Origin of the sequence: Cellulomonas marina (genome assembly GCF_900111925.1) — a bacterium.
Taxonomy (GTDB): Bacteria; Actinomycetota; Actinomycetes; order Actinomycetales; family Cellulomonadaceae; genus Cellulomonas; species Cellulomonas marina.
In genome coordinates, this window is sequence record NZ_FOKA01000001.1 from 36,768 (window position 1) to 61,466 (window position 24,699).

A 24,699-nucleotide genomic window follows, 5' to 3' on the forward strand; every position below is an offset into this window, starting at 1 on the left:
CGGGGTGGGGCCGGCGTCCGCGCGGGGGCGTCATGCGCGCAGCCTCGCGAGCCGCGGTCCCCACAGCAGCGCGCCGAGGCGGTCCTTGACGGCCTGCCGCACGGGCGAGCCGGACGTGGGCACGCACCGGGCCTCCTCGACCGGGCCCCCCTCGAAGGGCGCCATGGAGAACCGGTAGGGCACGAGCGGCAGCCGGCCGCCGTAGAACTTCTCCCAGCGCAGGCCCACGTCCGAGGCGGACAGCAGCTCGCAGTAGCGCGCCAGGCACCGCGCGCTGTCCTCGTCGGTGTCGCTCACCGCCTCGCCACGGCGCCGCAGGTAGGCCATGAAGAGCCGCGCCTCGGGCCACAGGTGCAGGTCCCGCACGTCCGCGACGGCGCCGCGCCGCAGGTCCTCCCGGACGGCGAGGACGTCGTCGAGGTGGGTCGTCGGCACCTCGGGCAGGTCGTAGTAGAGCGCGAGCGCGGGCCGGCGCGCGACGAGCAGCATGTCCGAGGGGTGGTAGCGCCGGTCCGTGCGCGTGAAGCAGTCGGTCGTGAAGACGACGTCCGCCTCGAGCCGGGCGGCGCGCTCGTCGAGCCGGCGCAGCAGCGCGGCGTGGTCGACGGTCTGGTCGGTGCGCAGCTTGACCACGACGTGGTCCTCGGGGACCGCGTCGAGCCCGAGCCGCACGAGCCGGACCTGCCGGTTGAGGTTGGCGAAGCCCGGGTTGGCGACGTCGGGGGCGCGCAGGACCTCGACCTCGTCGAGCAGCGCGCCGAGGGGGTCGGTGTCCGCGTCGTCCCAGGTGGCCAGCACCACGCGCACGACCCGCCGGTCCTGCCGGGCGTGGCGCAGCGCATCCGTGAGGGTCCGGCGCGTGAAGGGCGTCACGGGTCCGTGCACGAGCACGGTGACGTCTCGCGACATCACGGGCGCACCTCCTCGCGGACGCCGGCGGACCGGTCCCGCAGCTCGAGCATGAGGCGGACGGAGTGGCCCGTGGCGCCCGCCCGCGCGTCCACCAGCGGCAGCAGCGACCCGGGTCGTGCGAGCCGGCCCGCGACGACGTCGAGCAGCACGGGCTCCGCGAGGTCCTCGGCCGTGGGGACGAGCACCACGGCCGGCACCGTGCCGTGGTGCGCCCCGTCGTCGAGGTCGAGCGCCGCGTCGTCGCGTCCCGTCAGGGTGACCGCGCCCCCCGCGACGGCCGACAGGTCCCACCTGCCCAGCAGGGTGTGCAGCCGCTCCAGCCGCTCGTCGCCGGGGGCGGAGGGGTAGGACACGACGACCTGCGCCCAGGCGAGGGCGGGGTCGCTCATGTCCTCGATGGACGACACCCGCAGCTGCCACCCGAGGGCGAAGGACGCGGCGCTCGGCTGGTCGGACCCGGGCGGGAGCAGGAGGAGGGTGCGCAGGCCGGCCGCGGACGGCCCCTCCGCCGGGGGCGCGGACGGACCGGCGACGCGTGCGTCGGCGCGGGCGGCGGCCCGCTCCACCGCCGCGACGCGCGGCGTCGCCGTCGCCTCCCGGGACAGCAGTCGTCGGGCCGCGTCGAACTGGCTGCGCCAGACGGTCTCGCGCACCTTCGGGCCCTGCACGACGGCCCAGCGCAGGACGCGCTCGAGGTCGCCCGGCACGTCCGGGTCGAACAGGACCTCGGGGACGTCGCCGGAGTAGTCGGCCACCCCGGACGCCGCGGACGCGAGCACGGGCAGGCCGCGCGCGAGCGCCTCGACGGCCGTCGTCGGGAAGTTCTCCCGCGGCGAGGGCACGCAGAACCAGCCGGCCTCCTCGTAGAGGCGGCCCATGGCGCTCGCCGAGGCGAACTCGTGCATGCGGAAGGTCCGGCGGGCGGTGGGCGGCAGCGCGGCGTAGCAGGAGTACCGGTAGTCGATGCCCGTGCGCGGGTCCGCGATCGTGTTGCCGACGAGGTGGACGAGCAGGTCCGGCTCGTCGGCCGACACGGCGCGGGCGGCGGTCAGCAGGTCCTCCTGGCGCTTGCGCGCCTCCCAGCGGCCGAGCGAGAGGACCGTCGTGGCGGTGCCCGGCCGCCAGACCTCAGCGGGGTCAGCCGCCAGCAGGTCGACCGTCGGGAAGCGGCGCTCGCCCACCTGCAGGCCGGGGGTGCGCCCCTCCAGGTACCGGGCCAGGAAGGTGGACGGCGCCGTGCTCGCGTCCGCGAGCCGGGTCTGGACCTCCTCCAGGCGGGCGGTGCGCCGGAAGTGGTCCGGCGCCCCCGCCAGCCCGCGTCGACCGGTGCCCCACTCCCAGATCTCCCGGTGGCCCGTGTGGTGGCACACCTCGACGACGGGCCGCGTCCGGGTCAGGCCCAGCTCCCGGCGGACGAGGAACTGCACCCCCAGGGCGTAGGCGTCCGCTACCTCGACGTGGTGCAGGTCGAGCGCGTCGAGGAGGTCGGCGACCGCCGCGAAGTGGCGCTGCTCGTGGTGCCGCACCCGGTGCACGCGGCAGTTGGCCGGCACGACGAGCTCGCCGTCCTCCGGCGCCTCCTGCGTCGTGACGACGTGGACCTCGAGGCCCGGCACCTCGCCCAGCGCCTCGACGAGGTCGGCCGCCACGGCCGCGATGCCGCCGTGGTTGCGGGTGCGCCCGAACTCGTGGACGACGAGCCCGAGGCGCAGGCGTGCGGGTGCCCGCCCCGGCCTGGTCACGGTCGACACCTCGCGCTGCCTCCTGCTCGTCCCCGGCCGCCGACGGCCGGCGGACCCGGTCACCCTAGGCGATGCCGGTGCGCCCGGCGGCGGTCGCGTAGGCCGCGCGCGTCGTCGCGGCGGTCGCTGTCCAGGAGTAGCCCTGCGCCCGCCGCCGGGCGGCCCCGGAGAGCACCTCGTGCCGGGGCCCGACCGCGTCCTGCACCGCGGCCGCGACCGCCGCGGGGTCGAGCGGGTCGACGAGGAGCCCGGCGTGGTCGCCCACGACCTCCGCCATGGCCGTGCCCGCGGACGTGACGACCGGGGTGCCGGTGCTCATGGCCTCCAGCACGGGGAGCCCGAAGCCCTCCCACGTCGAGGGGAAGCAGAACGCCTCCGCGGCGGCGTAGGCGGCCGGCAGGTCGCCCGCCGGCAGGCGACCCGGCGCGTGCACGCGCGGGAGGTCCGCACCGGCGGCGGCCCCGTCGTCGCCCCAGCCACGCGGACCGACGAGGACGAGGTGCAGGTCCGGCTCCTGCGGCGCCAGCAGCTCCCACGCGCGGAGCAGCCCGGGCAGGTTCTTGCGCGGCTCGTGGGTGCCGCACCACAGGACGTACCGCTCGGGCAGGCCGTACCGCGCCCGTACGCGGGCCACGTCCGCGGACGTGACCGTCCAGCCCGGGGCGCCGTGCGGCACGACGACGACGCGGGCCGGCTCGATGCCGTGGGCGGCGCAGTCGTCGGCTGTGGCCTGCGAGGGCACCAGGACGACCGCGGCCTCGTCGCGGACGCGGGCGAGGGCGTCGGTGAAGAACCGGACGCCGCGCGGGGTGAAGAGCGCGGGGTCGCGCAGGAACGCGAGGTCGTGCACGGTCACCACCAGCGGACGCCGCGTGCCCGGCACCGCCCACGTCGTCGCGTGCACCACGTCGGCCCCGGGCACCGCCCACTCCGCCCGGGGGAGCCGGGTGCGGTTCCACGCCTCGTACAGCGCCACCCGCGGGAGCGCGGCGGACCGCACGGGGACGGGCGGCTCGGGGTCCGGGCGGCTGCCGGGCCGGTGCGCCGCGCGCAGGCCCGTGACCCGCACGTCGTCCCGCGCCGACAGGGCCGCCGCGAGCTCGACGAGGTAGGTCGCGGACCCGCCCGGCACGCGCTGCCAGCACTGCTCCACGGTCATGGCCACGTGCAGGGCGGCGTCCGGGGACGCGGACGGGGCAGGGCGGGGCACGCGCCCAGTGTGGGGCAGCCCCGCCCCGCCGCCGCTCAGGACCGGGCGCGCGTCAGGTACTCCGCCGACGCGGCCAGCGCGGAGGCGAGGACGAGGTCCCCGTGGTCCCGCACGAACTGGCGCCAGCTCCCGACGCCGCCGGCGTCCGCCGGTCGGCCGAGCAGCTCGCGGTACAGGCCGTCGACGCGGACCTGGACGCTCTCGTCGGACTGGTAGAAGCCGAGCGCGAGCTGGTCGCGGGGCATGCCCGCAGCCATGGCGCCCACCCAGCCGGCGCGGCCGGAGGCGTCGGCACCGCGGCCGAGCAGCTTCGTGTACAGGTCCGAGACCCAGCGGCCGGGGTCGTTGCCGGCCGTGCGGGCGTAGTACTCCGGCGAGGCGTAGAACGCGGCGGCCACCTGGGCGACGGGCATGCCGCCCTGGGCGGCCCGCACCCAGCCGGCGAGGCCGGCGGCGTCGGGCTCGCGCCCCAGCGTGTCCCGGTAGAACTCGGTGATGACGTGCCGCACCCACTCGTCCGAGCGCGACAGGCTCGTCGCCACCTCGTAGCGGGAGGCCTGGCGCCGCACCAGGCGGTCCGTCCAGCCCGACAGGTCGCCCGCGCTCGGCGGCCGCCCGAGGAAGTCCCGGTACACCTGGTCGACGAACTGCCGCAGCTGCGCCGAGGACGGGCCGGGGACGGGCACGGCGCCGGTGCGGGCCATGTTCCCGCGCGCCGTCCGCCACGGCGCGGCGCCCAGCGCGGCGCCCGTGCGCCAGACGCCCACGACGAGCTCGTGCTGACGCTGGCCGTTGACGTCCCGGTACCCGCGCAGGGGCTGGACGATCCACGTCTGCCCGTCGACCTGGGCCACCGTCGGGGTGTTCGCCGGGGCCAGCACCGTGCCGGCGTAGCCGCTGCCGCGGCTCCACTCGAGCCGGCCGCTGTGGGCGTCGTAGACGCGCAGCTGCTGCTCGCCCTGGGTGATGGCCTCGATCGCCCCGTCCCCGTCGACGTCCGCCAGCGCGACGCCGGACTTCGTGCCGATGCCCGGGTCGCCGCACGTGCCGCCGTCGGTGAGGCAGGCGCGCCAGCGCGGCGCGCCCGTGGCCCCGTCCACCGACAGCAGCCAGCCGCCGTAGGAGACGACGAAGACGTCGGCGCGGCCGTCGCCCGTGACGTCCGCGACGGACGGGGAGCCGACGACCCGCGCCGGCATGCCCGCCTGCCACAGGACGCGCCCGGTGCGCCCGTCGAGCGCGGTCAGCACGCGCCCGGCCGGGTCGTCGAAGTAGCCGCCGGTGCCGACGACCACGTCGAGGCCCCCGTCGCCGTTGAGGTCGGCCAGCGCCGGGGAGGACCAGACGACCTGGCCCTGCAGGAACCAGCGCCACTTCTCCGAGCCGTCGCGGTTGAAGACCCACACGTACCCGCCGCCGACGTTGCCGCAGGGCTGGGTGCCGATGTCGTTGCCCGCGCAGTCGCCGCCGACGACGACCTCGTCCGCGCCGTCCCCGTCCACGTCGCCCACGGCCGGGGAGGACCAGATGGTGTCCCACAGCCACTTCGGCCAGCCGGCGATGTTGCCGCCGTTGCCGCCGGACATGGCCGTGAGGCCCTGGCCCCAGCTCCCGGTGACGAGGTCGGGGTAGCCGTCGGCGTCGACGTACCCGGTGGCCGGGGTGCCGAGGATGCCGTTCGGTCCGCTGGGCACGATCGGCGGGTCCTGCCGCCGCCACAGCGTGGTGACCGAGCCGCCGCGGAACCGGTAGCCGGCCACGACGTTGGCCGTCGAGGCGGCCGCGACGTCGAGCACGCCGTCCAGGTCGAGGTCGACGAGCACCGGCGAGGGCTGGACGCCGCCGCTGCGGGCGCCCACGTCCACCCCACCGAGGTCGACGAGGTGCCGCAGCCCGCCGTCGAGGGAGTAGACCTTGAGGGCGCTGCTCAGGCCGCCGCCGACGACGATCTCCGGCACGCCGTCGCCCGACACGTCGCCCACCGCCGCCGACGACCAGATCTCGCCCGTCGCGCCCGAGTCGAGCACGGGCCCGCCGAACGGCGTGAGCGGCTGCACCGAGAAGGGGCCGCCGTTCGTCGTGACGGGGGTGAGCTGGGCGGAGGCGGCGTGCGCCTCGGGCGCCTCCGGCAGTGCCGCGAGCGGGGCCAGGGCCGTCGCCGCGGCGACGAGGGCGACGAGGCGCCGGGCACGCGACCGGCCGGCGCCGGGGCGCGGTCCGCGCGGACCGGTGGCGGTGCGGTCGACGGGCGTCTCGGCGGGGGGCACGGCTCCGTCGACGGTGACGGCGGGCGTGCGCGGGTGCCCGAGGGGCATGGTGGCTCCAGAGGGGTCGGCAGCGAACGGCATCGTGCCACGGCGGCGGCCCCGGGCGCAGTGACCGGGACCGCACGGGGGACTCGTCACGTCCCCGCCCCTCCCATCGGTCAGGCGGGGTTCCGGCTGAGCGCCCGCACCCAGTACTCGTCGGACCCGGCCAGCCCGATGCGGACCGCGTCCTGGCCCTGCTCGAGCATGAGGCGCGCCCAGTAGACCCGGCCCTCCCACTCGGGCTCGCGCTTGAGCAGCAGCCCGTAGTAGATGCCCGAGCGCTGCTGGGCGGCCTCCATCGACAGCCACACGACGTGGGCGACCTCCCCGCGTCCGCGGGTGGCGATCTGCGTGCGCCAGAAGGCCGTCTCGGCGGCGCTCGGCGCGCGGCCGAGCATGACCTGGTAGAGGCGGGCGATGAAGGCGCCGTCCTCGTTGCCGGAGCGCACGTAGAACTCCGGGGACTCGTAGAAGAGCTGGGCGACGTCGTCGACGTCCACCGCGCCGCGGCCGATGCCGGCGACCCAGCCGCGCAGCCCGTCCTCGTCGGGGGTCCGACCCAGGACGGAGGAGTAGGCGTCGGCGACGCGCAGCCGGCGGTACTCCTCGCTGGCGGTGAGCAGGGCGACGAGCTGCTCCGACGACGCCCCGCCGGCGACGAGGCGCGCCCAGCCGGCGGCACCGTCGGGGTCCGCATCACGACCGAGGAGGTCCTCGTAGAGCGACTCGACGAGCGAGCGCGCCTGCGGCAGCGAGCGCCGGTCGAGCGCGGGCACCGTCGGGACGACGGCGGCGGACGTCGCCGAGGTGGCCGACCCCGCGGCGGTCGTGACCGTGACGGTGAAGCGGTACGACGTGCCGTTGGTCAGCCCGGCGACGACCGCGCTGGTCGTCGTGCCGGCGACGGTGACCCGGGCGCCGCCCGGCGTCGCGGCGACGACGTACTGCTGGGCGCCCGGGGTCGCAGCCCACCGGACGGTCACGCTGCTCGCGGCGGGGGTGACGGCGAGGACGGCCGGTGCGGTGACGGGCGGGGTGACGGGCGCGGTGGTGGGCGCGGTCGTGGGCGCGGTCGTCGGCGCAGTGGTGGGTCGGGTGGTCGGGCTCGTGGTCGGGCTCGTCGTCGGGGGCGCCGTCGGGCTCGGGGAGGCGTCCCCGCCGTCCGCGACGCAGGCCCAGGCGTAGTCGTCGGCGGCCTGCGCGGCCGGGGCGACGACGACGCCCGCGAGCGTGCCGACGAGGAGGCCGCCGGCGAGCAGGGCCACCCGTCGGGCCCGTGCCGTCGCCCCCGTGCCCGTCCGGCCCGTCGTCCGCGCGTGCGTGCCGCTCACCCTCGCCACCTCTTCCCGTCCGCTCGTCCCTCGGCCGCTCCCGCCGCGGCGGGACCGCCCCGCAGGGCCCGTGCAGCCGGCCCCGCTCTCGTCCCCTCCCGTCGGCAGGCGGTGGCGGGGACTGCAGCCGGGGGAGGCGCCATCACCCGACCGGGTGCACGACGGGTGCACGACGGGTGCGCGACGGGTGCCGCGGGGCCGCGCGGGGTGCGCGACCGGCGCGGGAGGGGTACGTCGGGCAGGAGGGCCGCCCGCCTACAGTGGTCGCGTGGTGAGCCCCCCGTCCGTGCGTGCCGTCGTCGTCACCTGGAACGGGGCCCACCTGCTGCCCGCCTGCCTGGACTCCCTCCTCGCGCAGCACGTGCCCGGCGGGATGGAGACGCTCGTCGTCGACAACGGCTCGACGGACGGCACGGTCGCGCTCCTCGCGGAGAGGTACCCGACCGTGACCGTCGTCGAGGCCGGGCGGAACCTGGGCTTCGCGGGCGGGGCCGCGCGGGGCACGGAGGGATTCGACGGGGAGTTCGTCGTCCTGCTCAACAACGACGCCCGCTTCGAGCCGGGGGCCGTGGCGGCGCTCGTCGCGCACGCCCGACGACCGGGTGCGGAGCGGGTCGGTGCGGTGACCGCCACCGTCCTGCTCGACGAGGATCGCCGCCCCCCGCGCGTGAACTCCACCGGGCTGGAGGTGACACGCCGCGGGACGGGCCAGGACCGCGACTGGCTGGTCCCGCGCGGCCAGGAGTCGCGCGCGGAGCAGGTGTTCGGGTTCTGCGGCGCGGCGGCGCTCCTGCGGGTGGCGGCGCTGCGCGAGGTGGGCACGTTCGACCCGTGGCTGTTCCTCTACTACGAGGACACCGACCTCAGCTGGCGCCTGCGGGCGGCCGGGTGGGACGTCCACCACGAGCCCGCGGCGGTGGCGCTGCACCGGCACGCCGCGTCGTCGGACGCCGGGTCGCCGCTGTTCCGGTACCAGAACACCCGCAACTCGCTCGTGGTCGTCGGGCGGCACGCGCCGGCAGCCGTGCTGGCCCGGTCCTGGGGCCGGCAGGTGCTCGGCGCGGTGCGGGCCGCGCTGGCCGCCGGGCTGCGCGACCCCCTTGTGCGTGCCCGGGTGCGGGGTCTGCGCGACGCGGCGCGGCGGCTGCCGCGGACGCTGCAGGAGCGTCGGCGGATCTGGGCGGGCGCGGCGGTGCCGCGCGCCGAGGTCGCGCGGCTGCTGGTGGCCCCGCCGCGCGGGGGCCGGGCATGAGCGGCGACGCGTCGGTGCCGCTGGGTCCCGCCGCCTCCCCCCGGCTGCTCCTCGACGCCACCGCCGTGCCGGCCGACCGCGGCGGCGTCGGCCGGTACGTGGACGCGCTGGTGCCCGCGCTCGTGGCGGCGGGCGCGCGGCTCGTCGTCGCGTGCCAGGAGCGGGACGCCGCGCTGCTGGCGGGCCTGGCACCCGCGGCGGAGGTCGTCACGGCGCCCGGTCCGGCGGCCCGGGTGCCGGTGCGCCTGGCCTGGGAGCAGGCGGGCCTGCCGGCGCTCGCGCGGCGCACGGGGGCGCAGGTCCTCCTCAGCCCGCACTACACGATGCCGGTCCGGGCCCCGCTGCCCGTCGTCGTGACGCTGCACGACGCCACCTTCTTCAGCCACCCGGAGCTGCACTCGCCGGTGAAGGCGCGGTTCTTCCGGGCAGCGACGCGGCTGGCGGTGCGGCGGGCGGGGGCGCTCGTCGTGCCGTCGGCGGCCACGCGCGACGAGGTGCTGCGCCACGTGGGCGGGCCCGGCGCGCGGGCCGAGCGCTTCCACGTGGCGCACCACGGGGTCGACCGGACGGTGTTCCACCCCGCCGACGAGGACGCGCAGCGCCGGCTGCGGGAGCGCCTCGGGCTCGGGACCCGGCCCTACGTGGCGTTCCTCGGGACGCTCGAGCCGCGCAAGAACGTGCCGGCGCTGGTGCGGGCGTGGGCACGCGTCGCCGCGACGCACCCGGACCGGCCCGCGCTCGTGCTCGCCGGCGGTCCCGGCTGGGACGGGGACGTCGAGCCTGCGATCGCGGCGGTTCCGCCCGGGCTGACCGTGCTGCGGACGGGCTACCTGCCGCTGCCGGAGCTCGCGCCGCTGCTCAGCGGCGCGGCGGTCGTCGCCTACCCGAGCCTCGGGGAGGGCTTCGGCCTGCCCGTGCTCGAGGCGATGGCGTGCGGCGCGACCGTCCTCACGACGCGCGAGCTGTCGCTGCCGGAGGTCGGGGGCGACGCGGTGGCCTACTGCGGCACGGACGAGGCGTCGGTCGCGCAGGGTCTGGCCGCGCTGCTCGACGACGCGGCCGCGCCGGCCCGGCTCCGCGCCGCGGCCCGGCAGCGGGCGGCGCTCTTCACCTGGGACGCGGCGGCGCGCGTGCACCTCGCCGCCGCGTCGGCGGCGCTCGCGGGCGGCTGAGCGCCCCGCCGGGCCGGGCCGGCTGAGTACGGCCGCAGTCCGGTTCGACGGCTCAGGCCAGCGTGGCGACGAACTCCCGCACGTCCTCCCACCGCGGCAGCAGACCCGCCGCGGCGGCCTCCTCCAGGCCCGGGGCGGCGGTGTCCTTCTCCGAGAGCTGGTGCGTCAGCGGCGACCCGTCCCGGCCGACCGTCGGCCACGCGATGCCCAGCGCCGGGTCCAGCGGGTGCACGCCGTGCTCGCGCCCCGGCGCGTACGGCGTCGAGCACAGGTACAGCACCGTCGACCCGTCCTCGAGGGAGCAGAACGCGTGCCCCAGCCCCTCGGAGAGGTAGACCGCGCGGCGGTCGACGTCGTCGAGCAGGACCGTGTCCCACGTGCCGAAGGTGGGGGACCCCACGCGCAGGTCGACGACGACGTCCAGCACGGCGCCGCGCGCGCAGGTCACGTACTTGGCCTGCCCGGGGGGCACGTCGGCGAAGTGCACCCCGCGCAGCACCCCGGCCGCGGACACGGACAGGTTGGCCTGCTGCAGGTCGAGCCCGTGCCCGGCGGCCTCGCGGAAGGGGGCGCCCTGGAACCACTCGAGGAAGACGCCGCGCGGGTCGCCGTGCTGGCGGGGCGTGATCTCGAAGGCCCCGGGGACGGCGAGCTCGCGGTACGTCATGGGTGGTCCTCCCGGCGTCGGTCGGCGGCCCGGCGGCCGCGCGCGTCACACCCTACGGGCGCGGGCTCGGCCGCGACCGGGCCCTAGGCTGCGGGGGTCCTGGCCGTCCGGCGGCCGGGCGCGCGGGCCGGCACGCGGCCGCGCGGGGTCGGCGGGAGCGGGGGACGCGGGTGCGCTGGGTGGTCGTCGGAGCGGGCGGGATGCTCGGGCAGGACGTGGTCGCGACGCTCGGCAGGCGGGACGACGAGGTCGTGGCCCTGGGCCGGGCCACGCTCGACGTCCTCGACCCGGACGCGGTGCGCGCGGCCCTCGTCGGCGCGGACGTCGTCGTCAACTGCGCGGCGTACACCGCGGTCGACGCGGCCGAGGACGACGAGCCCGCCGCCTTCGACGTCAACGCCACCGCGGCCGCCCATCTCGCCCGCGGCGCGGCCGCCGCCGGGGCGCGGCTCGTGCAGGTCTCGACGGACTACGTCTTCGACGGGCACGCCACGACCCCGTACGCCGAGGACGCGCCGGTCGCGCCGCGGTCGGCCTACGGCCGGACGAAGGCCGCCGGGGAGTGGGCCGTGCGGGCCCTGTGCCCCGACCACCTCGTCGTGCGCACGGCCTGGCTCTACGGCGCCGGCGGGCCGTGCTTCCCCCGGACGATCGTGCGCGTGGCGCGCGAGCGGGCCGGCCTGGACGTCGTCGACGACCAGGTGGGCCAGCCGACCTGGACGGCGGACCTCGCGGACCTCGTCGTGCGGCTCGTCGACGCGGGCGCACCGGCGGGCACGTACCACGGCACCGCTTCGGGCCGGACGTCGTGGCACGGCTTCGCGCAGGCGGCGGTCGCGGCGGCGGGCCTCGACCCGGCGGTGGTGCGGACGACGACGAGCGCCGCCTTCGCCCGGCCGGCGCCGCGGCCCGCGTGGTCGGTGCTGGGCCACGACGCCCTCGTCGCCGCCGGCGTGGCGCCGATCGGGGACTGGCGGTCGCGCTGGGACGTGGCCGCGGACGTGGTGCTCGGGGGCTGACGGGCCCGCCGGCACGACGACCGGCACGACGACCGGCACGACGGCGGGCCCGCCGGCGGGCGCGACGACGGGCGACGACGGCACTGTGACGCCCTCAGCGGGCGGGCCCGCCGGTCGATGGGACGGCGGCACACCGTTCCGCCGCGGCCCGGCACGTCGCCGGGCCCGCGGGGGCGGCGACCGGAGGAGCCCCATGCCCGCACGGCCCGTCGACGGCCAGCGCCGTCGCGACCACCGACCCGCTCTCGTCGCCGTCGCCGTCGCCGCCGCGTGCGCCGCGCTCGTCGCCACGCCGGCCGCGGCGCAGGCGCCGGTGCTCCCGTCCCCGCCGACGAGCGCGGTGATCGTCGCGCTGCGCCCGGGGGTCGACCCCGGCGCGGTGGCCACGGCCGCCGACGGCGGTGAGGTCGAGCACGTGTACCGCCACGCGGTGCAGGGCTTCGCCGCCGAGCTGCCCGCCGACGCCGTGGCGGAGCTCCGGCAGGACCCGCGGGTGCTGTCGGTCGAGCCGGACGCGGTGGCGCGGACGCTCGGCACGCAGGCGCCCGCGCCGAGCTGGGGCCTGGACCGGGTGGACCAGGCGGCCCTGCCGCTGTCCGGGTCCTACACCTGGACGGCGGACGGGGCGGGGGTCGACGTCTACGTCCTCGACACCGGGGTGCGCGCCGACCACGTCGACCTGCTGGGCCGGGTCCGGCCGGGCGCGACCGCGGTGGACGACGGCCGCGGCACGCAGGACTGCCACGGCCACGGCACGCACGTCGCCGGGACGGCCGCCGGGACGCGCCATGGCGTGGTGAAGGCCGCGACGGTCGTCGCCGTCCGCGTCGCGGGCTGCGACGGGACGGGCACCTACTCCCAGGTCGTCGCGGGGCTGGACTGGGTGGTGCGCGACCACGCCGCGGGGCGGCCGGCGGTCGCCAACCTCAGCCTGGGCGGACCGGCCTCCGCGGCCCTGGACGCGGCGGTCCAGGCCGTCGTCGACGACGGCGTCACGGTCGCCGTCGCGGCGGGCAACGAGGCCACCGACGCCTGCACGACCTCTCCGGCCCGGCTGCCCTCCGCCCTGACCGTGGGCGCCAGCACGCCGGCGGACGCGGTCGCCCCGTTCTCCAACACCGGGCCCTGCCTGGACCTGTTCGCACCGGGGACGGACGTCGTGTCGGCCTGGCCGGCCACCGCCACGGCCACGGCGGCCCGGTCGGGCACGTCGATGGCGGCGCCGCACGTCGCGGGCGCCGCCGCGGCGGTGCTGTCCGTCGACCCGGGGGCGTCCCCGGCGGCCGTGGCCGCGCGCCTCCTCGGCGACGCGACGACGGGCGTCCTCGGCGGCCCGCTCGGGGCGAGCCCGGACCGGCTCCTGCGCGTGCTGCCGGCCCGGGCGGGGCTGGGCGCCGGCGAGGTCCTCGTCGCGGGTCAGGGGCTGCGGGAGGGCGGCCCGCGGGCCGAGGCGCACCTGGAGATGCAGGCCGACGGCAACCTCGTGCTCTACGTCGCCCGCCCCGGCGGCGCGGACGTCGCGCGGTGGCACAGCGGCACCGGCGGGCACCCCGGCGCCTCGCTCGTCGTCCAGGGGGACGGCAACGCCGTGGTCTACGCGCCGGGCGGGCGCCCGCTGTGGCAGGCGGGCACGGCCAACCGTCCCGGCGCCCGCCTCGTCGTGCAGGACGACGGCAACGCGGTGGTCTACGACGGCGGCGGCGTCGCGCGCTGGCAGTCGGGGACCTCGGTCGCCGCGGACGTCCTCACGGCCGAGGCCGTGCTGCGGCCCGGCGACGAGCTCGTCAGCGCGGGAGGCGTCCTGACCCTGGCGATGCAGGGCGACGGGAACCTCGTCGGGTACGCGCACGGCCGGGCGTTCTGGTCCTCGGGCAGCCACGGCAACGCCGGCGCGTACGCGGTCCTGCAGCGCGACGGCAACCTCGTCGTCTACACGGCCGACGGCCGCCGCGCCCTCTGGCAGTCCGGCACGGCCTCGGCCGGTGCCGGCGCGGTCGTCGCCGTCGCGGACGACGCGGTCGCCGTCACCGCCGGCGGCCGCCGCCTCTGGGCCGTCGCGCCCTGACGCGCCCCCGACGGGCGGACCCGGTCTCAGTCGTCGCGGCCGCGCTCGAGCAGGCCCAGCAGGTAGGAGCCGTAGCCCGACTTGACGAGGGCCTCGGCGCGCACGCGCAGCTCCTCGTCGGACAGGAAGCCGCGCCGCCACGCGACCTCCTCGGGAGCGCCGATCTTCAGGCCCTGGCGGTGCTCGATGGTGCGGACGTAGTCCGAGGCCTCCAGCAGGGAGTCGAACGTGCCCGTGTCGAGCCAGGCGGTGCCGCGGGGCAGGACCTCCACCTGCAGCCGGCCCTGCTCGAGGTAGGTGCGGTTGACGTCCGTGATCTCGTACTCGCCGCGCGCGGAGGGGCGCAGGTCGCGGGCGATGGCGACGACGTCGTTGTCGTAGAAGTACAGCCCGGGGACGGCGAAGGACGAACGCGGCGCGGTGGGCTTCTCCTCCAGCGACAGCGCCCGGCCCTCGGCGTCGAACTCCACGACGCCGTAGGCGGTGGGGTCCGCGACGCGGTAGGCGAAGACGGCGGCCCCGTCGATCCGCTCGAACCGCTGCAGCCGCGAGCCGAGGCCGGGACCGTAGAAGATGTTGTCGCCGAGCACGAGCGCGGCGCTGTCGTCGCCGACGAAGTCCGCCCCGAGCACGAACGCCTGCGCCAGGCCGTTCGGCTGCTCCTGCACCGTGTAGCGGATGTCGATGCCGAACTGCGACCCGTCGCCCAGCAGCCGGGTGAACGCGGCCGCGTCGTGCGGGGTCGTGATGACGAGCACGTCGCGGATGCCCGCGAGCATGAGGGTGCTCAGCGGGTAGTAGACCATCGGCTTGTCGTAGACGGGGACGAGCTGCTTGCTCACGCCGAGCGTGATCGGGTGCAGCCGGGTGCCCGAGCCGCCGGCCAGGATGATTCCGCGCATGGTGGACCAGTGTGGCAGCGCGGCCGGGGCCGTCACGCCGGTCGGCGCGTGACGCGGCCCACCGCGCGTCCGGCGACGCGCCGCGCCAGCCGGCGCACGCCCCACACGGTGACGCGGGCCATCGCCTCCCCGACGATCGCCCGGCTCATCTTCGACCGCCCCGCCACGCGCTCGCGGAACTGGATGGGCAGCTCGACGACCCCGAAGCCGGCGTCCCGGGTGCGCAGCGTCATGTCGACCTGGAAGCAGTAGCCGCGCGAGTGCACCGCGCCGAGGTCGAGGGCGCGCAGGACCTCCGCGCGGTAGGCCCGGAAGCCGGCCGTCGCGTCCCGCACCGGCAGGGCCAGCAGGACGCGCACGTACAGGTTGCCGAGCCGGCTGAGCGCCTCGCGCGAGCGCGGCCAGTCCACGACGCTGCCGCCGGGGACCCACCGGGAGCCGATGGCCAGCCCGGGCGTCGCGCCACCGGTGCGGCCACCGGTGTGGTCACCGGAGCGGCTACCCGACCCGCCGCCGGGCCCTCCGCCGCACGTGGTGACGGCCCCGGTGACGGCCCCGACGAGGGCGGGCAGCGTCGCGGCGGGGTGCGACCCGTCCGCGTCCATCTCGACGAGCACGTCGTAGCCGCGCTCGAGCCCCCACCGGAACCCGGCCACGTACGCGGAGCCGAGACCGAGCTTGCCCGTGCGGTGCAGGACGTGCAGCTGGCCGTCCGTCTCGGCCATCTTCTCGACGAGCTCGCCCGTGCCGTCCGGGCTGGCGTCGTCGACGACGAGCACGTCGGCCGCGGGCAGCCGGTCCCGGACGGCCTCGACGAGCGGCGCGATGCTGTCGCGCTCGTCGTACGTCGGCACGACGACCAGCGTGCGGGGCGTGGGACGGGACGCGGGCCCGGCCGGGTCGTCGGCGGGTGCGGGGGCCGCCGGGCGGGGGTGCGCCTCGTCGGGCACGCGGGTGGGCACGCAGGACTCCTGACGGTCGGGCCCGTCGACGGTGCCGAGGGCGGGGGTCGCGGCTCAGCCCTCCGTGACCTCGGAGCAGGGTACGACGGCCACCCAGGTGGGCGCGGGGGCGACCGGCACGGGCACGGTCGCGGACGCCCCCGGCCGGGCGCACGACGTGGCCGCGCCACGCGCGCCGGGCTCCCAGAGCGGTCCCGTCGAGCGCGTCGTCGCCTCCGGCCGGGCCCCGGCGAGCGCCGCCAGGAGCAGGAGCGCGGCGCCGCCGGCGACGAGGGCCTGCCCGCCGCGCCGGGCGCGGAGCCCGCCGGCGGCCAGCACGAGCGCCGCGGCCAGCAGCAGCTCGACCGCGGGGGCGTAGCGGAGCACCGTCAGCACCGGCCCCTCCTGCCCGGGCCCGGCGGGCAGCAGCAGCGGCGGCCGGTTGACGAGCACCGCGACGGCCCACAGCGCGACCGCCCCGACGGGCAGGGCGACGAGGAGCGCCCGCCGGCCTCCGTCCGCCCGGCGGGCCGCGACCAGCGCGAGGAGCGAGGGCACGGCGGCGAGCAGGACGGCCGCGCCGAGGGCGACGGGCCCGGCGTGGGCGAGCAGCCACGACCCCGCGCCGACCTGGCCCGTCCAGAGCGGCAGGAGCACCCCCGCGCCGAGGGCGAGGGCGACGAGGTGCCCCGCGGGGGCGTCGCCGAGGGCAGGGGACCGGTCCGTGCCCAGCACGGCCACGGCCTGCGCCGCGAGCCCCAGCGCGAGCCCCAGCCGGGCCGGCAGGCCGGCCCGGTCCCGCAGCCGCCAGAGCCCGAGCGGAGCCAGCACGACCGCCTGCACCTCGCTCAGCGCGACGACGAGGGCGACGAGCCCGACGCCGACCGCACCCGACCGGCTGCGCACGCGGTGCACGAGGAGCCACGGGACCAGCCACAGCAGCAGCGCGTGCGCGTTGGCCAGGTTGCCCAGCACCTCCACCGGCAGGCCCGGGACGCCGACCGTCAGCAGCCCCAGGACGCCGCGCGCGGGCAGGCCGACGCCCAGCCCGCCCGACAGCAGCACGACGAGGGCCGCCACGACCCCGGCGAGGGCGCAGGCGGCCGCGGTGGTGCCCAGGGCCCACGCCGGCGCCGGCAGCAGCCCCGTGACGAGGTCGGCCAGCACGCGCGGGACGAGGTGGAGGTAGCCGTCGTAGGGCCGCAGCCAGGCGGTGCCCACCGGCTCCGCGGCCGCCCCGGCGAGGAAGACCGCGCCGTCCTCCGCCCACAGCGTGCCGCGCGCGACCGGCGGCAGCCGCAGCCAGGCGACGAGGGGTGCCAGCAGTCCGACGGCCAGCGCGAGCGCCGCGACCCGGCGCGGTGGTGCGTCGCGGCCCTCAGCGGGCGGCACGCAGCCCCTCAGCGGGCGGCACGCAGCTCGAGCAGCTCGCGCACGCGCAGCCCGGCGCGCAGGGCCAGACGCAGGGGCAGGCGTGCCGGCCCCGGGTAGCGGCGGCCGAGGTAGCGCGCGGCGCTGCGGTGGTGCGCGCGGATCATGGGCGCCGGCCGGTCCCGCCAGGAGGTGCCGCCCACGTGCTGCACCCGGGCGGCCGGGACGTAGCGGTTGCGCCAGCCGGCCCGGCCGAGCCGCTCGCCCAGGTCGACGTCCTCGAAGAACATGAAGTAGCCCTCGTCGAACCCGCCGACGGCCTCGTAGGCCTCGCGGCGCACGGCGAGGCACGCGCCGGACAGCCAGCCCGTGTCCCGCTCCTCGCCGGCACGCTCCTGCCGGGCCTGGTAGGCCCGCGTCCACGGGTTGCGGGGCCAGACCTTGGCCAGCAGCGCGTGCCCGACGCCCGTCCCCAGCGACGGCAGCTCGCGCGCCGAGGGGTACACGGTGCCGTCGGGGTTGAGGAGCGCGGGGCCGGCGGCGCCGGTGCGCCCGTCGGCCTCCGCCGCGTCCAGCAGGACGTCCAGGGACCCCGGCTCCCACTCCACGTCCGTGTTGGCGACGACGAGCCAGCGGCCGTGGGCCCCCGACGCGCCCCGGTTGGCGGCCGCGCCGTAGCCGAGGTTGCGGCCGGTGACCAGGAGGGTCGCGCCGTACCGGGCGGCGACGTCCTCCGTCACCGCGTGGTCGGTGCCGTTGTCGACGAGGACGAGCTCGAGGGGCCGGCGGGTGGCGGACTGCAGGGTGGCCGCGAAGGACGCCAGCTCCGCGCCCGGGTGGTAGGCGACGCAGACGACCCGCACGACGTCGGCGGAGGGGAGGGTGACCATGGCGGGAGCAGAGGATACGCGGGCGTCAGCGCGGCAGGTCCACGACGAGGTCCACCCGCTCGGCGGCCACGAGCCGGTCGAGGGCGTCGTCGCGGGTGGCGGCGTCGGCGCCCGGGACGAGCAGGACGAGGGAGCCTCCGTCGGCCCAGACGCCGAGCGCGGCGAGCAGGAGCGCGGTCGTGGCGGCGGCGTCGCGCGCGGTGCCGGGCCGGACGAGGACGCGGTCCCTGGGGGCGCCCGGGCGGGCGGCCGTCGCGGCCGCGGGCAGGTCGGCGAAGGTCGGCCCGTCCGGCAGGAGGGCGGGCCGCGCGGGCTCGGCGGGCGGGACCCAGCCCAGCGCGTCGCCGGAGCCCATGACGGCGGGGCCGGCGTCGAGGACGCCCACGGGCAGGGGCCCGTCCCAGCGGCGGGCGAGCGCGGGCAGCGGCTGAGCGACCACGAGCGCACCGGCGCGTCCTTCGGCACCGTCGCCGCCGGCCACGGGCCGGTCCGTCACGAGCACGTCGACGCCTCCGCCCGCGGTGGCGTCCCCCGGCGCGACCGTCGTGCCCGTGCGCCAGGCGGCCAGGGCCCACACGAGCGTGCGCCAGTGGGGCGGCAGGTCGAGCGCGAGCACCGTCCCGGGCCCGCCGTCCAGCTCGTCGACGAGGAGGTTGGCGGTCTTGTGCACCCAGTTGACGAGCACGGCGCCGGACAGCTCCACGCGCTCCCCGTCGCCGCCGTACCAGGTCAGGCGGGGGCGGCCCGGGTCGGACACGAGGAGGGGCAGGAGGGCGTCGACGCCGGTCGCGGTCACGGCGGCGAGGCTACCGGCGGCCCGTGGCCACCGGGGTGCGCGCTCCTACCACCGCTCCGCTTGACGCCAGGGAACGACACGCGTGTAATTCTCTGGACACGGCCCGCCGTGGGGCCCGTCGTCGGGCGGCCCGACGAGGGGCGCGACCGCCCGGCCCGAGCAGCACCCCGACCCCCTCGACCGCACCGGAGGACGCCATGTGGAACCTGCTCGACGACGAGGACGGCGAGCGCCCGGCGGCGCGGCCGGTGGCACCCGTCGCGGACAACGTCCTGGCGCTCTTCGCCGACACGGGCGAGGACGAGGGGCCGATGGGGTGGCAGGAGCGCGCGCTGTGCGCCCAGACCGACCCCGAGGCGTTCTTCCCCGAGAAGGGCGGCTCGACGCGCGAGGCCAAGAAGGTGTGCGTCTCCTGCGAGGTGCGGGCCGAGTGCCTCGACTACGCCCTCGCCAACGACGAGCGGTTCGGCATCTGGGGCGGCCTGTCCGAGCGCGAGCGGCGCAAGCTCAAGCGGCGTGTCGTCTGACGCCGGGCGGGCGTGAGGCCGCCGCACGCCCCGGTCGTGGGCCGGGGGCCCGCGGCCGCCTCTGAGACCCTGGTGACCGTGGACCTGACCGTGGACCCCCCACCGTCGACCACCGCGTCGCTGCCGGTGCTGACGCCGGTGACGGCGGTCCTCGTGACGCGCGGGACCACGCCGTGGCTGCCGCCGACCGTGCGCGCGCTGGCGGTCCAGACCCGCCGGCCCGTCCGCGTGCTCGTCGTCGACGTGGGGGAGCAGGCCGAGCCCTGGCTGGCCGACGTGGTCGTCGACGCCCTCGTCGCCGGCGCCGCCGAGGCAGCCGCACGGGGCGAGGCGTCGGGGGCCGCGCCCGACGTGCGGGTCGTCCACGCGCCCGCGGCCCGGACCTTCGGCGACGCCGTCCGCATCGCGCTGGCCGCCGACGGCGCGTCCCGCACCCCGTGGCTGTGGCTGCTGCACGACGACTCCGCCCCCGGCCCGGGGGCGCTGGCGGCGCTCCTGCGCGTCGTGGCGCGGGCGCCGTCCGTGGCGGTCGCCGGTGCCAAGCAGCGCACGTGGTCCGAGCCCGAGCGGCTCCTCGAGGTCGGCGTGCGGACCTCGGCCTCGGGTCGCCGCCTCACGGGCGTGGAGCCGGGCGAGCTCGACCAGGGCCAGCACGACGCCGTCGAGGACGTCCTCGCGGTCGGCACGGCCGGCGCGCTCGTGCGGCGCGACGTCTGGGACGAGCTCGGCGGGCCCGACCCGGCGCTCGGACCCTTCGGCGACGGGCTCGACCTGTGCCGGCGCGCGCACCTGGCCGGGCACCGCGTCGTCGTCGTCCCCGACGCCGTGGTGCGCCACGCGCAGGCCGCCTACCAGGGCGTCCGCGACGGGCACGACCACGGCGACCCGCGCCGCTCCTACGCGGCGCGGCGGCGCGCGCAGCTGCACGTGCGCACGGCCGGCGTCGTGGGCGTCGCGGTGCCGTTCGTCCTGCTCGCGGCGGTGGTGTCGGGCGTGCTGCGGGCCCTCGTCCGGCTGGCGACGAAGGAGCCGGGCCTCGCCCGGGCCGAGCTGTCGGCCACGGCGGGCCTGCTCGCCCACCCCGGGGACCTGCTCCGGGCGCGCCGGCTCGACGCGCGCACCCGCACGCGGCCCCGGCGGTCCCTGCGGCCGTTGCGCGCCGGCGTCCGCGACGTGTGGCGCCTGTGGCGGGACCAGCGGCTCACGCGCGCGGAGTCGCGCCGGGTCGTGGTCGCCCCGAGCGAGATCGAGCTGCGCGAGCTGGCGGCGCTGACCGCTCGGCGGCGCGCGGGCCTCGGCGCGCTCCTCGTCGGGCTCGTCGCGCTCGTCGCCGTCGCGCTGGGGCCCCTCGTCGGGCCGGTCACGCGCGGGGCGCGGCTCGTCGGGGAGGCGCTGGCCCCGGCCACCGGCAGCGCCGGGGACCTGTGGGACGCCGCCACCGCCGCCTGGGTGGGGGCGGACCTCGGGCACGCCGGGCCGGTGGACGCGCTGCTGGCCGTCCTGGCGCCGGCCGCCGTGGTGACCGGCGGGTCGGCATCGGCGGCGGTGGCGGTGCTGCTGCTGGGCGGCGTCGTGCTGGCGGGCTGGGGTGCGTGGGCCGCCGCCGGGGCCGGAACGCGGTCCGTCGCCGTGCGGGCGTGGGCGGCACTCGTGTGGGCGGGGGCGCCGGCGCTGCTCGTCGCCCTCGGGCAGGGGCGCCTCGGCGCGGTCGTCGCGCACGCCGCGCTGCCGTGGGCCGCGCTCGGCCTGGCCCGCGCCGTCGGGGTGCAGCGCCGCGACGAGGTGGCGCGCGTGGACGTCAGCCAGCGGCCCGACGAGCCCGACGGCGACGAGCGGGCCGCCGACCCGGCGGGCGACCCGGCCGGTGGGGCGACCCGTGCGGCGGCCGGGAGGGCGGCCGGTGCCCAGGACGTCCCGGAGCTCGAGGAGCCGGGGGTCCCCGACCCGGCGGCGCAGGCCCGTCCGACCGGCACGGTCGAGGCCGCCGCGGGGACCGCCCTGGCGCTGGCGTTCGTCGTGGCCGGTGCACCCGTCCTGCTCGCGCCGGTGCTCCTGACGCTGCTCGTCGTGGCCGCCGTCGCGCCCCGCCGCCGCCTGCGGGTCCTGCTCACGGCCGTCCCGGCGCTCGTCCTGCTGGGGCCGACGGTCGTGGCCGCGGCGCCGTCGGGGGTCGACGGCCTGCGCCTCCTGGCGTCGGCACCGCTGACGGCGGCCACGGTCCCCGCCGGACGCGACGCCGGGACCGGGCTGCCCGCGGCGCTCGAGCGGCTGCTCGGGGCGCCCGGCGGCGCGGGCGGGCTGGTGCCGGCCGCGCTGCCCGAGGCCGTCGTGCGGTTCGGGGTGCTCGCGACGGGTGCGGTCGTCGTCGCGCTCGCGCTCGCGGCGCTCCTGCGCGGACGGCCGGTCGCGCGTGGCGTGCGCACGGCTTGGGTCGTGGCCGCGCTCGGCCTGGTGACGGCGTCCGCCGCCGCGGCGCTGCCCACGGCCCTGCCCGCGGGGCTCACGTCGGTGCCGGCGTCGGGCACGGGCGCCCTGCTCACCGGCGGCGCCGGTGACCTCGGAGCCGGCGCCCTCGTCGCCGGTGACGTCGGGCCGGCGGTCAGCCTGGCGGCCGCGGGGCTCCTCGCGGCGGCGGTCCTCGGCCTCGACGGGGCGCGCGGGCGGCTGCACGCCGCACCCTTCGGCTGGCGGCAGCCGCTGGCCGGCCTCGTCGCGGCGGTCGCTGTACTGGTCCCGCTCGCGCAGACGGGTCTCTGGGCCGCCGCCGCGCGGTCGGGCGGGGTGACCCTGCCCGCCGCCGTCGACCGGGCCGTGGTGCCCGCCGTCGCGCGGCAGGACCAGGAGGGCCGGCTCGCGGCGCGCGTGCTCGCCCTCACCGCGGTGCCGCCCGCCGGGATGGGCACCGGGATGGGGACGGGCACGGGGACGGGCACAGGGACGGGCACGGCGACGGGTGACGACGGCGGCACCGGGAGCGCAGCTCCTGACGCCACCGCCGGCGCCAGGAGCGCAGCTCCTGACGCCACCGCCGGCGCCGCCGCGGGGACGGTCGTGTGGCGGCTGCTCGCGGGCGACGGGCCCCGGCTCGTCGAGGGGTCCGCGGCCGTGGCCGCCCGGGGGCTGACCGGCGACCCGCTCGGCCCGACCGCGGTTCCCGTCGACGCGGCGACCGCCGAGGTCGACGCCGTGGCGGCCGACCTCGCCGCCGGCGCGGGAGGCGACGTCGCCGCCGCGCTGGCCGCGCTCGCCGTGGCGGACGTCCTGGTGCCTGCTTTGGACCCGGCGGCGGACCCGGCGTCCGACGCGGCCGCGGCCGCGCGGGCGGAGCTCGTCGGGCTGCTGGACGCGACCGCGGGTCTCGAGCGCGTGACGGACGGCGTCGACGGGACGCTGTGGCGCGTGCAGCCGGCGCCCGCCGCCGGTGGGTCGGGTGCGGACGTCGTCACGGCGTGGGCGCGGCTCGTGCCGGCGGGGACCGCGGCCGCGGCGCTCGCGGACGCCGCGACCCCCGCCGAGGCCGTGCCCGCGGTCCCCGGCGCCGCGGTGCCGACGGTGACGACGCGACTCGAGCCGTCGCCCGACGGCGAGGGCCGGTGGTTGGTCCTCGCCGAGCGCGCGGGCCCCGGCTGGCGGGCGACGCTGGACGGGCGGGAGCTGCCCGTCGCGGACGTGGGGTGGCGGCAGGCCTTCGGGCTGGGGACGGACGGAGGGACCCTCGTGGTGGTGCACGACCCGCCGGGGCGGACCGCGTGGACGGCGGCCCTCGTGGGCGTCGGCGCCGTGACGCTGCTGCTCGCGCTGCCCCTGCGGCGCCGCCGGGCGGGCCGGCGGTGAGCGGCGAGGTGCGCCCCGACGCGCACGACGGCCGGCACGACGACCGGCACGACGACCGGCACGACGACCGGCACGACGACGCGCCCGCGCCGCAGCGCCCGCGCGGGCGCGGGCTGCGGGTGGTGTCGGGGCTCGGCGTGCTCGCGCTCGCGGCGGCTGTCGTCGTCGGGGGGACCCGGATGACGGACGCGGCGGACGCCGCCGTCCCGCCGGGCGCCGGTGCGCGGGCCGTGGGCGTCGGCGCCACGGACACCGTGCTCGTGTGCGCGGGGCCGCTGGTCGAGCCGGAGGGCACGGGTGGCGACGCGGCCTTCGACCCCACGCCGGTCGCCCCGGAGACGTCGGTGGACCTGGTGACGGCCGCCGACGGCACGGGCCCCGGGCCCGGCACGGTGACGGGGCTGGACGGCACCGCCACGCTCGCGGGCCTGCCGGCCGGCGGCGGGTCCGCGGTCCTGACCGGGCCGGAGGCGCCGGTGGTGCTCCGCGCCGCACCTGGAGCGGCCGCCGCGGTCGCCGCGGGCACGACGTCGACCGTCACGGCCGCGGGGGACCTGCGCGGGCTGGCCGCCGCGTCCTGCCGGCGGCCGGCGGCCGACCTCTGGCTGGTCGGCGGTGCCACCGAGCTGGACAGCACCGACGTCCTCGTCGTGCAGAACCCCGGCAGCACGCCGGTCACCGTGGGCCTGTCGGCCTGGGGCGCGTCCGGCCCGCTCACGCCCGGCACGGACGGGCTCGTCCTCGCGCCGCGGTCGGAGGAGCGGCTCCCGCTCGGGGGCGTCCTCGACCCGCAGCGCCTGCTGGCGCTGCACCTCGTGGCCGACGGCGGGCGTGTGGCGGCGCACGTCCAGGACAGCCGGCTGCGCGGCTTCACCGCCGGCGGCACGGACCTCGTGGTGCCCGGTGCGGCGCCCGCGACCCGGCAGGTGCTGCCCGGGCTCGACGTCCTGGCCACCGCGGCCGGTGACGCGGACGGCCCGGTGCTGCGGCTGCTCGCGCCGGAGCGGGCGACGACGGCGCGGATCACGCTGCTCGGGCCCGACGGGCCCGCGACCCTGGCGGGTGCCGACACCGCGTCCCTGGCCACCGGCGAGGTGGTGGAGGTGCCGCTCGCCGGGCTGCCCGCGGGCGCCTGGACGGTCGTCGTCGACGCCGACGCCCCCGTCGTCGCCGGCGCGCTCGTCACGCGTCCCGGCGCGGCCGACCCGCTGGACCCGGCCACGAGCACGCTCGAGCGCGCGTGGGTCGCGTCGACGACGCCCGCCGCCGACGCCGTCGTCGCGCTCCCGGCCGGGACGACGGCGCGCGTGGTCCTCGCCGCGGTGCCGGCGGGCGAGCTCGACCCGGTGCCGCTGGACGTCGCTGCCGAAGGCCTCCCCGTCGACGTGACGGACGCGGCTGACGGTGCGGAGGACGCCGCCGCCGCGGCGCCCGACGTCACGGGCGTCCTCGAGGGCCTCGACGCCCAGGGCCGCGTCGTCGGCACGGTCGACCTGCGCCTGGGTGCCGGGACCGGCGTGCCCGTGGACGCCGGCGGCCTGCCCGACGGCACGGTCGCGGTCCGGGTGCGCGTGGCGGACGGCACCGCCGGCGGGACCGCGCCGGCGTGGGCCGCCGTCGTCACGCAGGAGCGCGAGCACGGGACGTTCGTGTCGGTGCTGCAGCCCGTGCCCGCCCCCGCGGCGCAGGGCGCCGTCGCGGTGGCCGACGCGCGCGGCCCGGGGCTGGGCTGAGCGCCCGACCCGCCGCGGCGGGCCGG

18 protein-coding genes are annotated in these 24,699 nt (G+C 79.0%); 7 read left to right on the forward strand and 11 right to left on the reverse strand.

What is annotated here, in order from left to right:
* Positions 1–30: 30 nt before the first annotated feature.
* The 5 genes from BM048_RS00130 to BM048_RS00150 all read right to left on the reverse strand — a co-directional run bounded on the left by BM048_RS00130 (position 31) and on the right by BM048_RS00150 (position 7,504).
* Entirely contained in the window at positions 31–909 is an 879-nt protein-coding gene (locus BM048_RS00130) for a WavE lipopolysaccharide synthesis family protein (RefSeq protein ID WP_139224248.1), read from the reverse strand.
* The gene (locus tag BM048_RS00135) at positions 909–2,654 is read right to left on the reverse strand and encodes a glycosyltransferase family 4 protein (protein WP_175499151.1); all 1,746 of its coding nucleotides are present in this window, start codon (positions 2,652–2,654) and stop codon (positions 909–911) included. Before BM048_RS00135 ends, BM048_RS00130 begins: the two co-directional genes overlap by 1 nt.
* Before the next feature lie 64 nt (positions 2,655–2,718).
* A complete protein-coding gene (locus tag BM048_RS00140) occupies positions 2,719–3,864 on the reverse strand; it encodes a glycosyltransferase family 4 protein (RefSeq protein WP_239078941.1) in 1,146 nt (381 codons plus the stop codon).
* A 35-nt stretch (positions 3,865–3,899) separates the two neighbouring features.
* Positions 3,900–6,179 (reverse strand): DUF4214 domain-containing protein, encoded by a 2,280-nt coding sequence (locus BM048_RS00145; RefSeq protein ID WP_139224249.1) that lies wholly within the window; start codon positions 6,177–6,179, stop codon positions 3,900–3,902.
* Positions 6,180–6,289: 110 nt separating this feature from the next.
* Complete coding sequence (locus BM048_RS00150; protein ID WP_175499153.1) at positions 6,290–7,504, reverse strand: DUF4214 domain-containing protein; 1,215 nt, start codon at positions 7,502–7,504, stop codon at positions 6,290–6,292.
* 268 nt (positions 7,505–7,772) lie between these two features.
* Here BM048_RS00150 and BM048_RS00155 point away from each other — a divergent pair, with 268 nt between their 5' ends.
* Both BM048_RS00155 and BM048_RS00160 read left to right on the forward strand, forming a co-directional pair.
* Positions 7,773–8,756, forward strand: coding sequence for a glycosyltransferase family 2 protein (locus BM048_RS00155; RefSeq protein WP_175499154.1), 984 nt, complete (start codon positions 7,773–7,775; stop codon positions 8,754–8,756).
* A complete protein-coding gene (locus tag BM048_RS00160; protein ID WP_090029718.1) occupies positions 8,753–9,928 on the forward strand; it encodes a glycosyltransferase family 4 protein in 1,176 nt (391 codons plus the stop codon). Before BM048_RS00155 ends, BM048_RS00160 begins: the two co-directional genes overlap by 4 nt.
* 52 nt (positions 9,929–9,980) lie before the next feature.
* Here the strand turns inward: BM048_RS00160 and BM048_RS00165 are convergent, their stop codons facing one another.
* Complete coding sequence (locus tag BM048_RS00165) at positions 9,981–10,595, reverse strand: dTDP-4-dehydrorhamnose 3,5-epimerase family protein (RefSeq protein ID WP_090029719.1); 615 nt, start codon at positions 10,593–10,595, stop codon at positions 9,981–9,983.
* Positions 10,596–10,765: 170 nt separating this feature from the next.
* On the opposite strand from BM048_RS00165, the gene rfbD reads away from it, so the two are divergent.
* Together rfbD and BM048_RS00175 are read left to right on the forward strand one after the other, a co-directional pair.
* Complete coding sequence (gene rfbD / locus BM048_RS00170) at positions 10,766–11,614, forward strand: dTDP-4-dehydrorhamnose reductase (RefSeq protein WP_090030344.1); 849 nt, start codon at positions 10,766–10,768, stop codon at positions 11,612–11,614.
* Between the two features lie 193 nt (positions 11,615–11,807).
* On the forward strand, positions 11,808–13,679 hold the full coding sequence (locus BM048_RS00175; protein ID WP_090029721.1) for a S8 family serine peptidase: 1,872 nt from the start codon (positions 11,808–11,810) through the stop codon (positions 13,677–13,679).
* A gap of 26 nt (positions 13,680–13,705) precedes the next feature.
* Here the strand turns inward: BM048_RS00175 and rfbA are convergent, their stop codons facing one another.
* The 5 genes from rfbA to BM048_RS00200 all read right to left on the reverse strand — a co-directional run bounded on the left by rfbA (position 13,706) and on the right by BM048_RS00200 (position 18,579).
* Positions 13,706–14,581 (reverse strand): glucose-1-phosphate thymidylyltransferase RfbA, encoded by an 876-nt coding sequence (gene rfbA, locus BM048_RS00180; protein ID WP_090030346.1) that lies wholly within the window; start codon positions 14,579–14,581, stop codon positions 13,706–13,708.
* 32 nt (positions 14,582–14,613) lie between these two features.
* Complete coding sequence (locus BM048_RS00185) at positions 14,614–15,444, reverse strand: polyprenol monophosphomannose synthase (RefSeq protein WP_203708944.1); 831 nt, start codon at positions 15,442–15,444, stop codon at positions 14,614–14,616.
* 153 nt (positions 15,445–15,597) lie between these two features.
* Positions 15,598–16,914 (reverse strand): hypothetical protein, encoded by a 1,317-nt coding sequence (locus BM048_RS00190; protein WP_090029725.1) that lies wholly within the window; start codon positions 16,912–16,914, stop codon positions 15,598–15,600.
* A gap of 8 nt (positions 16,915–16,922) precedes the next feature.
* Positions 16,923–17,783, reverse strand: a complete 861-nt coding sequence (locus BM048_RS00195; RefSeq protein WP_090029727.1) for a glycosyltransferase family 2 protein — start codon at positions 17,781–17,783, stop codon at positions 16,923–16,925.
* A 25-nt stretch (positions 17,784–17,808) separates the two neighbouring features.
* Entirely contained in the window at positions 17,809–18,579 is a 771-nt protein-coding gene (locus BM048_RS00200; RefSeq protein WP_239078940.1) for a TIGR03089 family protein, read from the reverse strand.
* Between the two features lie 197 nt (positions 18,580–18,776).
* On the opposite strand from BM048_RS00200, the gene BM048_RS00205 reads away from it, so the two are divergent.
* The 3 genes from BM048_RS00205 to BM048_RS00215 all read left to right on the forward strand — a co-directional run bounded on the left by BM048_RS00205 (position 18,777) and on the right by BM048_RS00215 (position 24,673).
* On the forward strand, positions 18,777–19,106 hold the full coding sequence (locus BM048_RS00205) for a WhiB family transcriptional regulator (protein ID WP_090029729.1): 330 nt from the start codon (positions 18,777–18,779) through the stop codon (positions 19,104–19,106).
* A 78-nt stretch (positions 19,107–19,184) separates the two neighbouring features.
* A complete protein-coding gene (locus tag BM048_RS00210; RefSeq protein WP_239078939.1) occupies positions 19,185–22,940 on the forward strand; it encodes a glycosyltransferase in 3,756 nt (1,251 codons plus the stop codon).
* Positions 22,937–24,673, forward strand: coding sequence for a DUF5719 family protein (locus tag BM048_RS00215; protein ID WP_139224251.1), 1,737 nt, complete (start codon positions 22,937–22,939; stop codon positions 24,671–24,673). The genes BM048_RS00210 and BM048_RS00215 overlap by 4 nt, the downstream gene beginning before the upstream one ends.
* Positions 24,674–24,699 lie beyond the last annotated feature (26 nt).

Bases quoted from the DNA above. Each gene is read 5' to 3' on its own strand.
- rfbA (WP_090030346.1), bottom strand. From the start codon at position 14,581: ATGCGCGGAATCATCCTGGCCGGCGGCTCGGGCACCCGGCTGCACCCG.
- BM048_RS00165 (WP_090029719.1), bottom strand. From the start codon at position 10,595: ATGACGTACCGCGAGCTCGCCGTCCCCGGGGCCTTCGAGATCACGCCC.
- BM048_RS00145 (WP_139224249.1), bottom strand. From the start codon at position 6,179: ATGCCCCTCGGGCACCCGCGCACGCCCGCCGTCACCGTCGACGGAGCC.
- BM048_RS00195 (WP_090029727.1), bottom strand. From the start codon at position 17,783: ATGGTCACCCTCCCCTCCGCCGACGTCGTGCGGGTCGTCTGCGTCGCC.
- BM048_RS00175 (WP_090029721.1), top strand. From the start codon at position 11,808: ATGCCCGCACGGCCCGTCGACGGCCAGCGCCGTCGCGACCACCGACCC.
- BM048_RS00130 (WP_139224248.1), bottom strand. From the start codon at position 909: ATGTCGCGAGACGTCACCGTGCTCGTGCACGGACCCGTGACGCCCTTC.
- BM048_RS00160 (WP_090029718.1), top strand. From the start codon at position 8,753: ATGAGCGGCGACGCGTCGGTGCCGCTGGGTCCCGCCGCCTCCCCCCGG.
- BM048_RS00205 (WP_090029729.1), top strand. From the start codon at position 18,777: ATGTGGAACCTGCTCGACGACGAGGACGGCGAGCGCCCGGCGGCGCGG.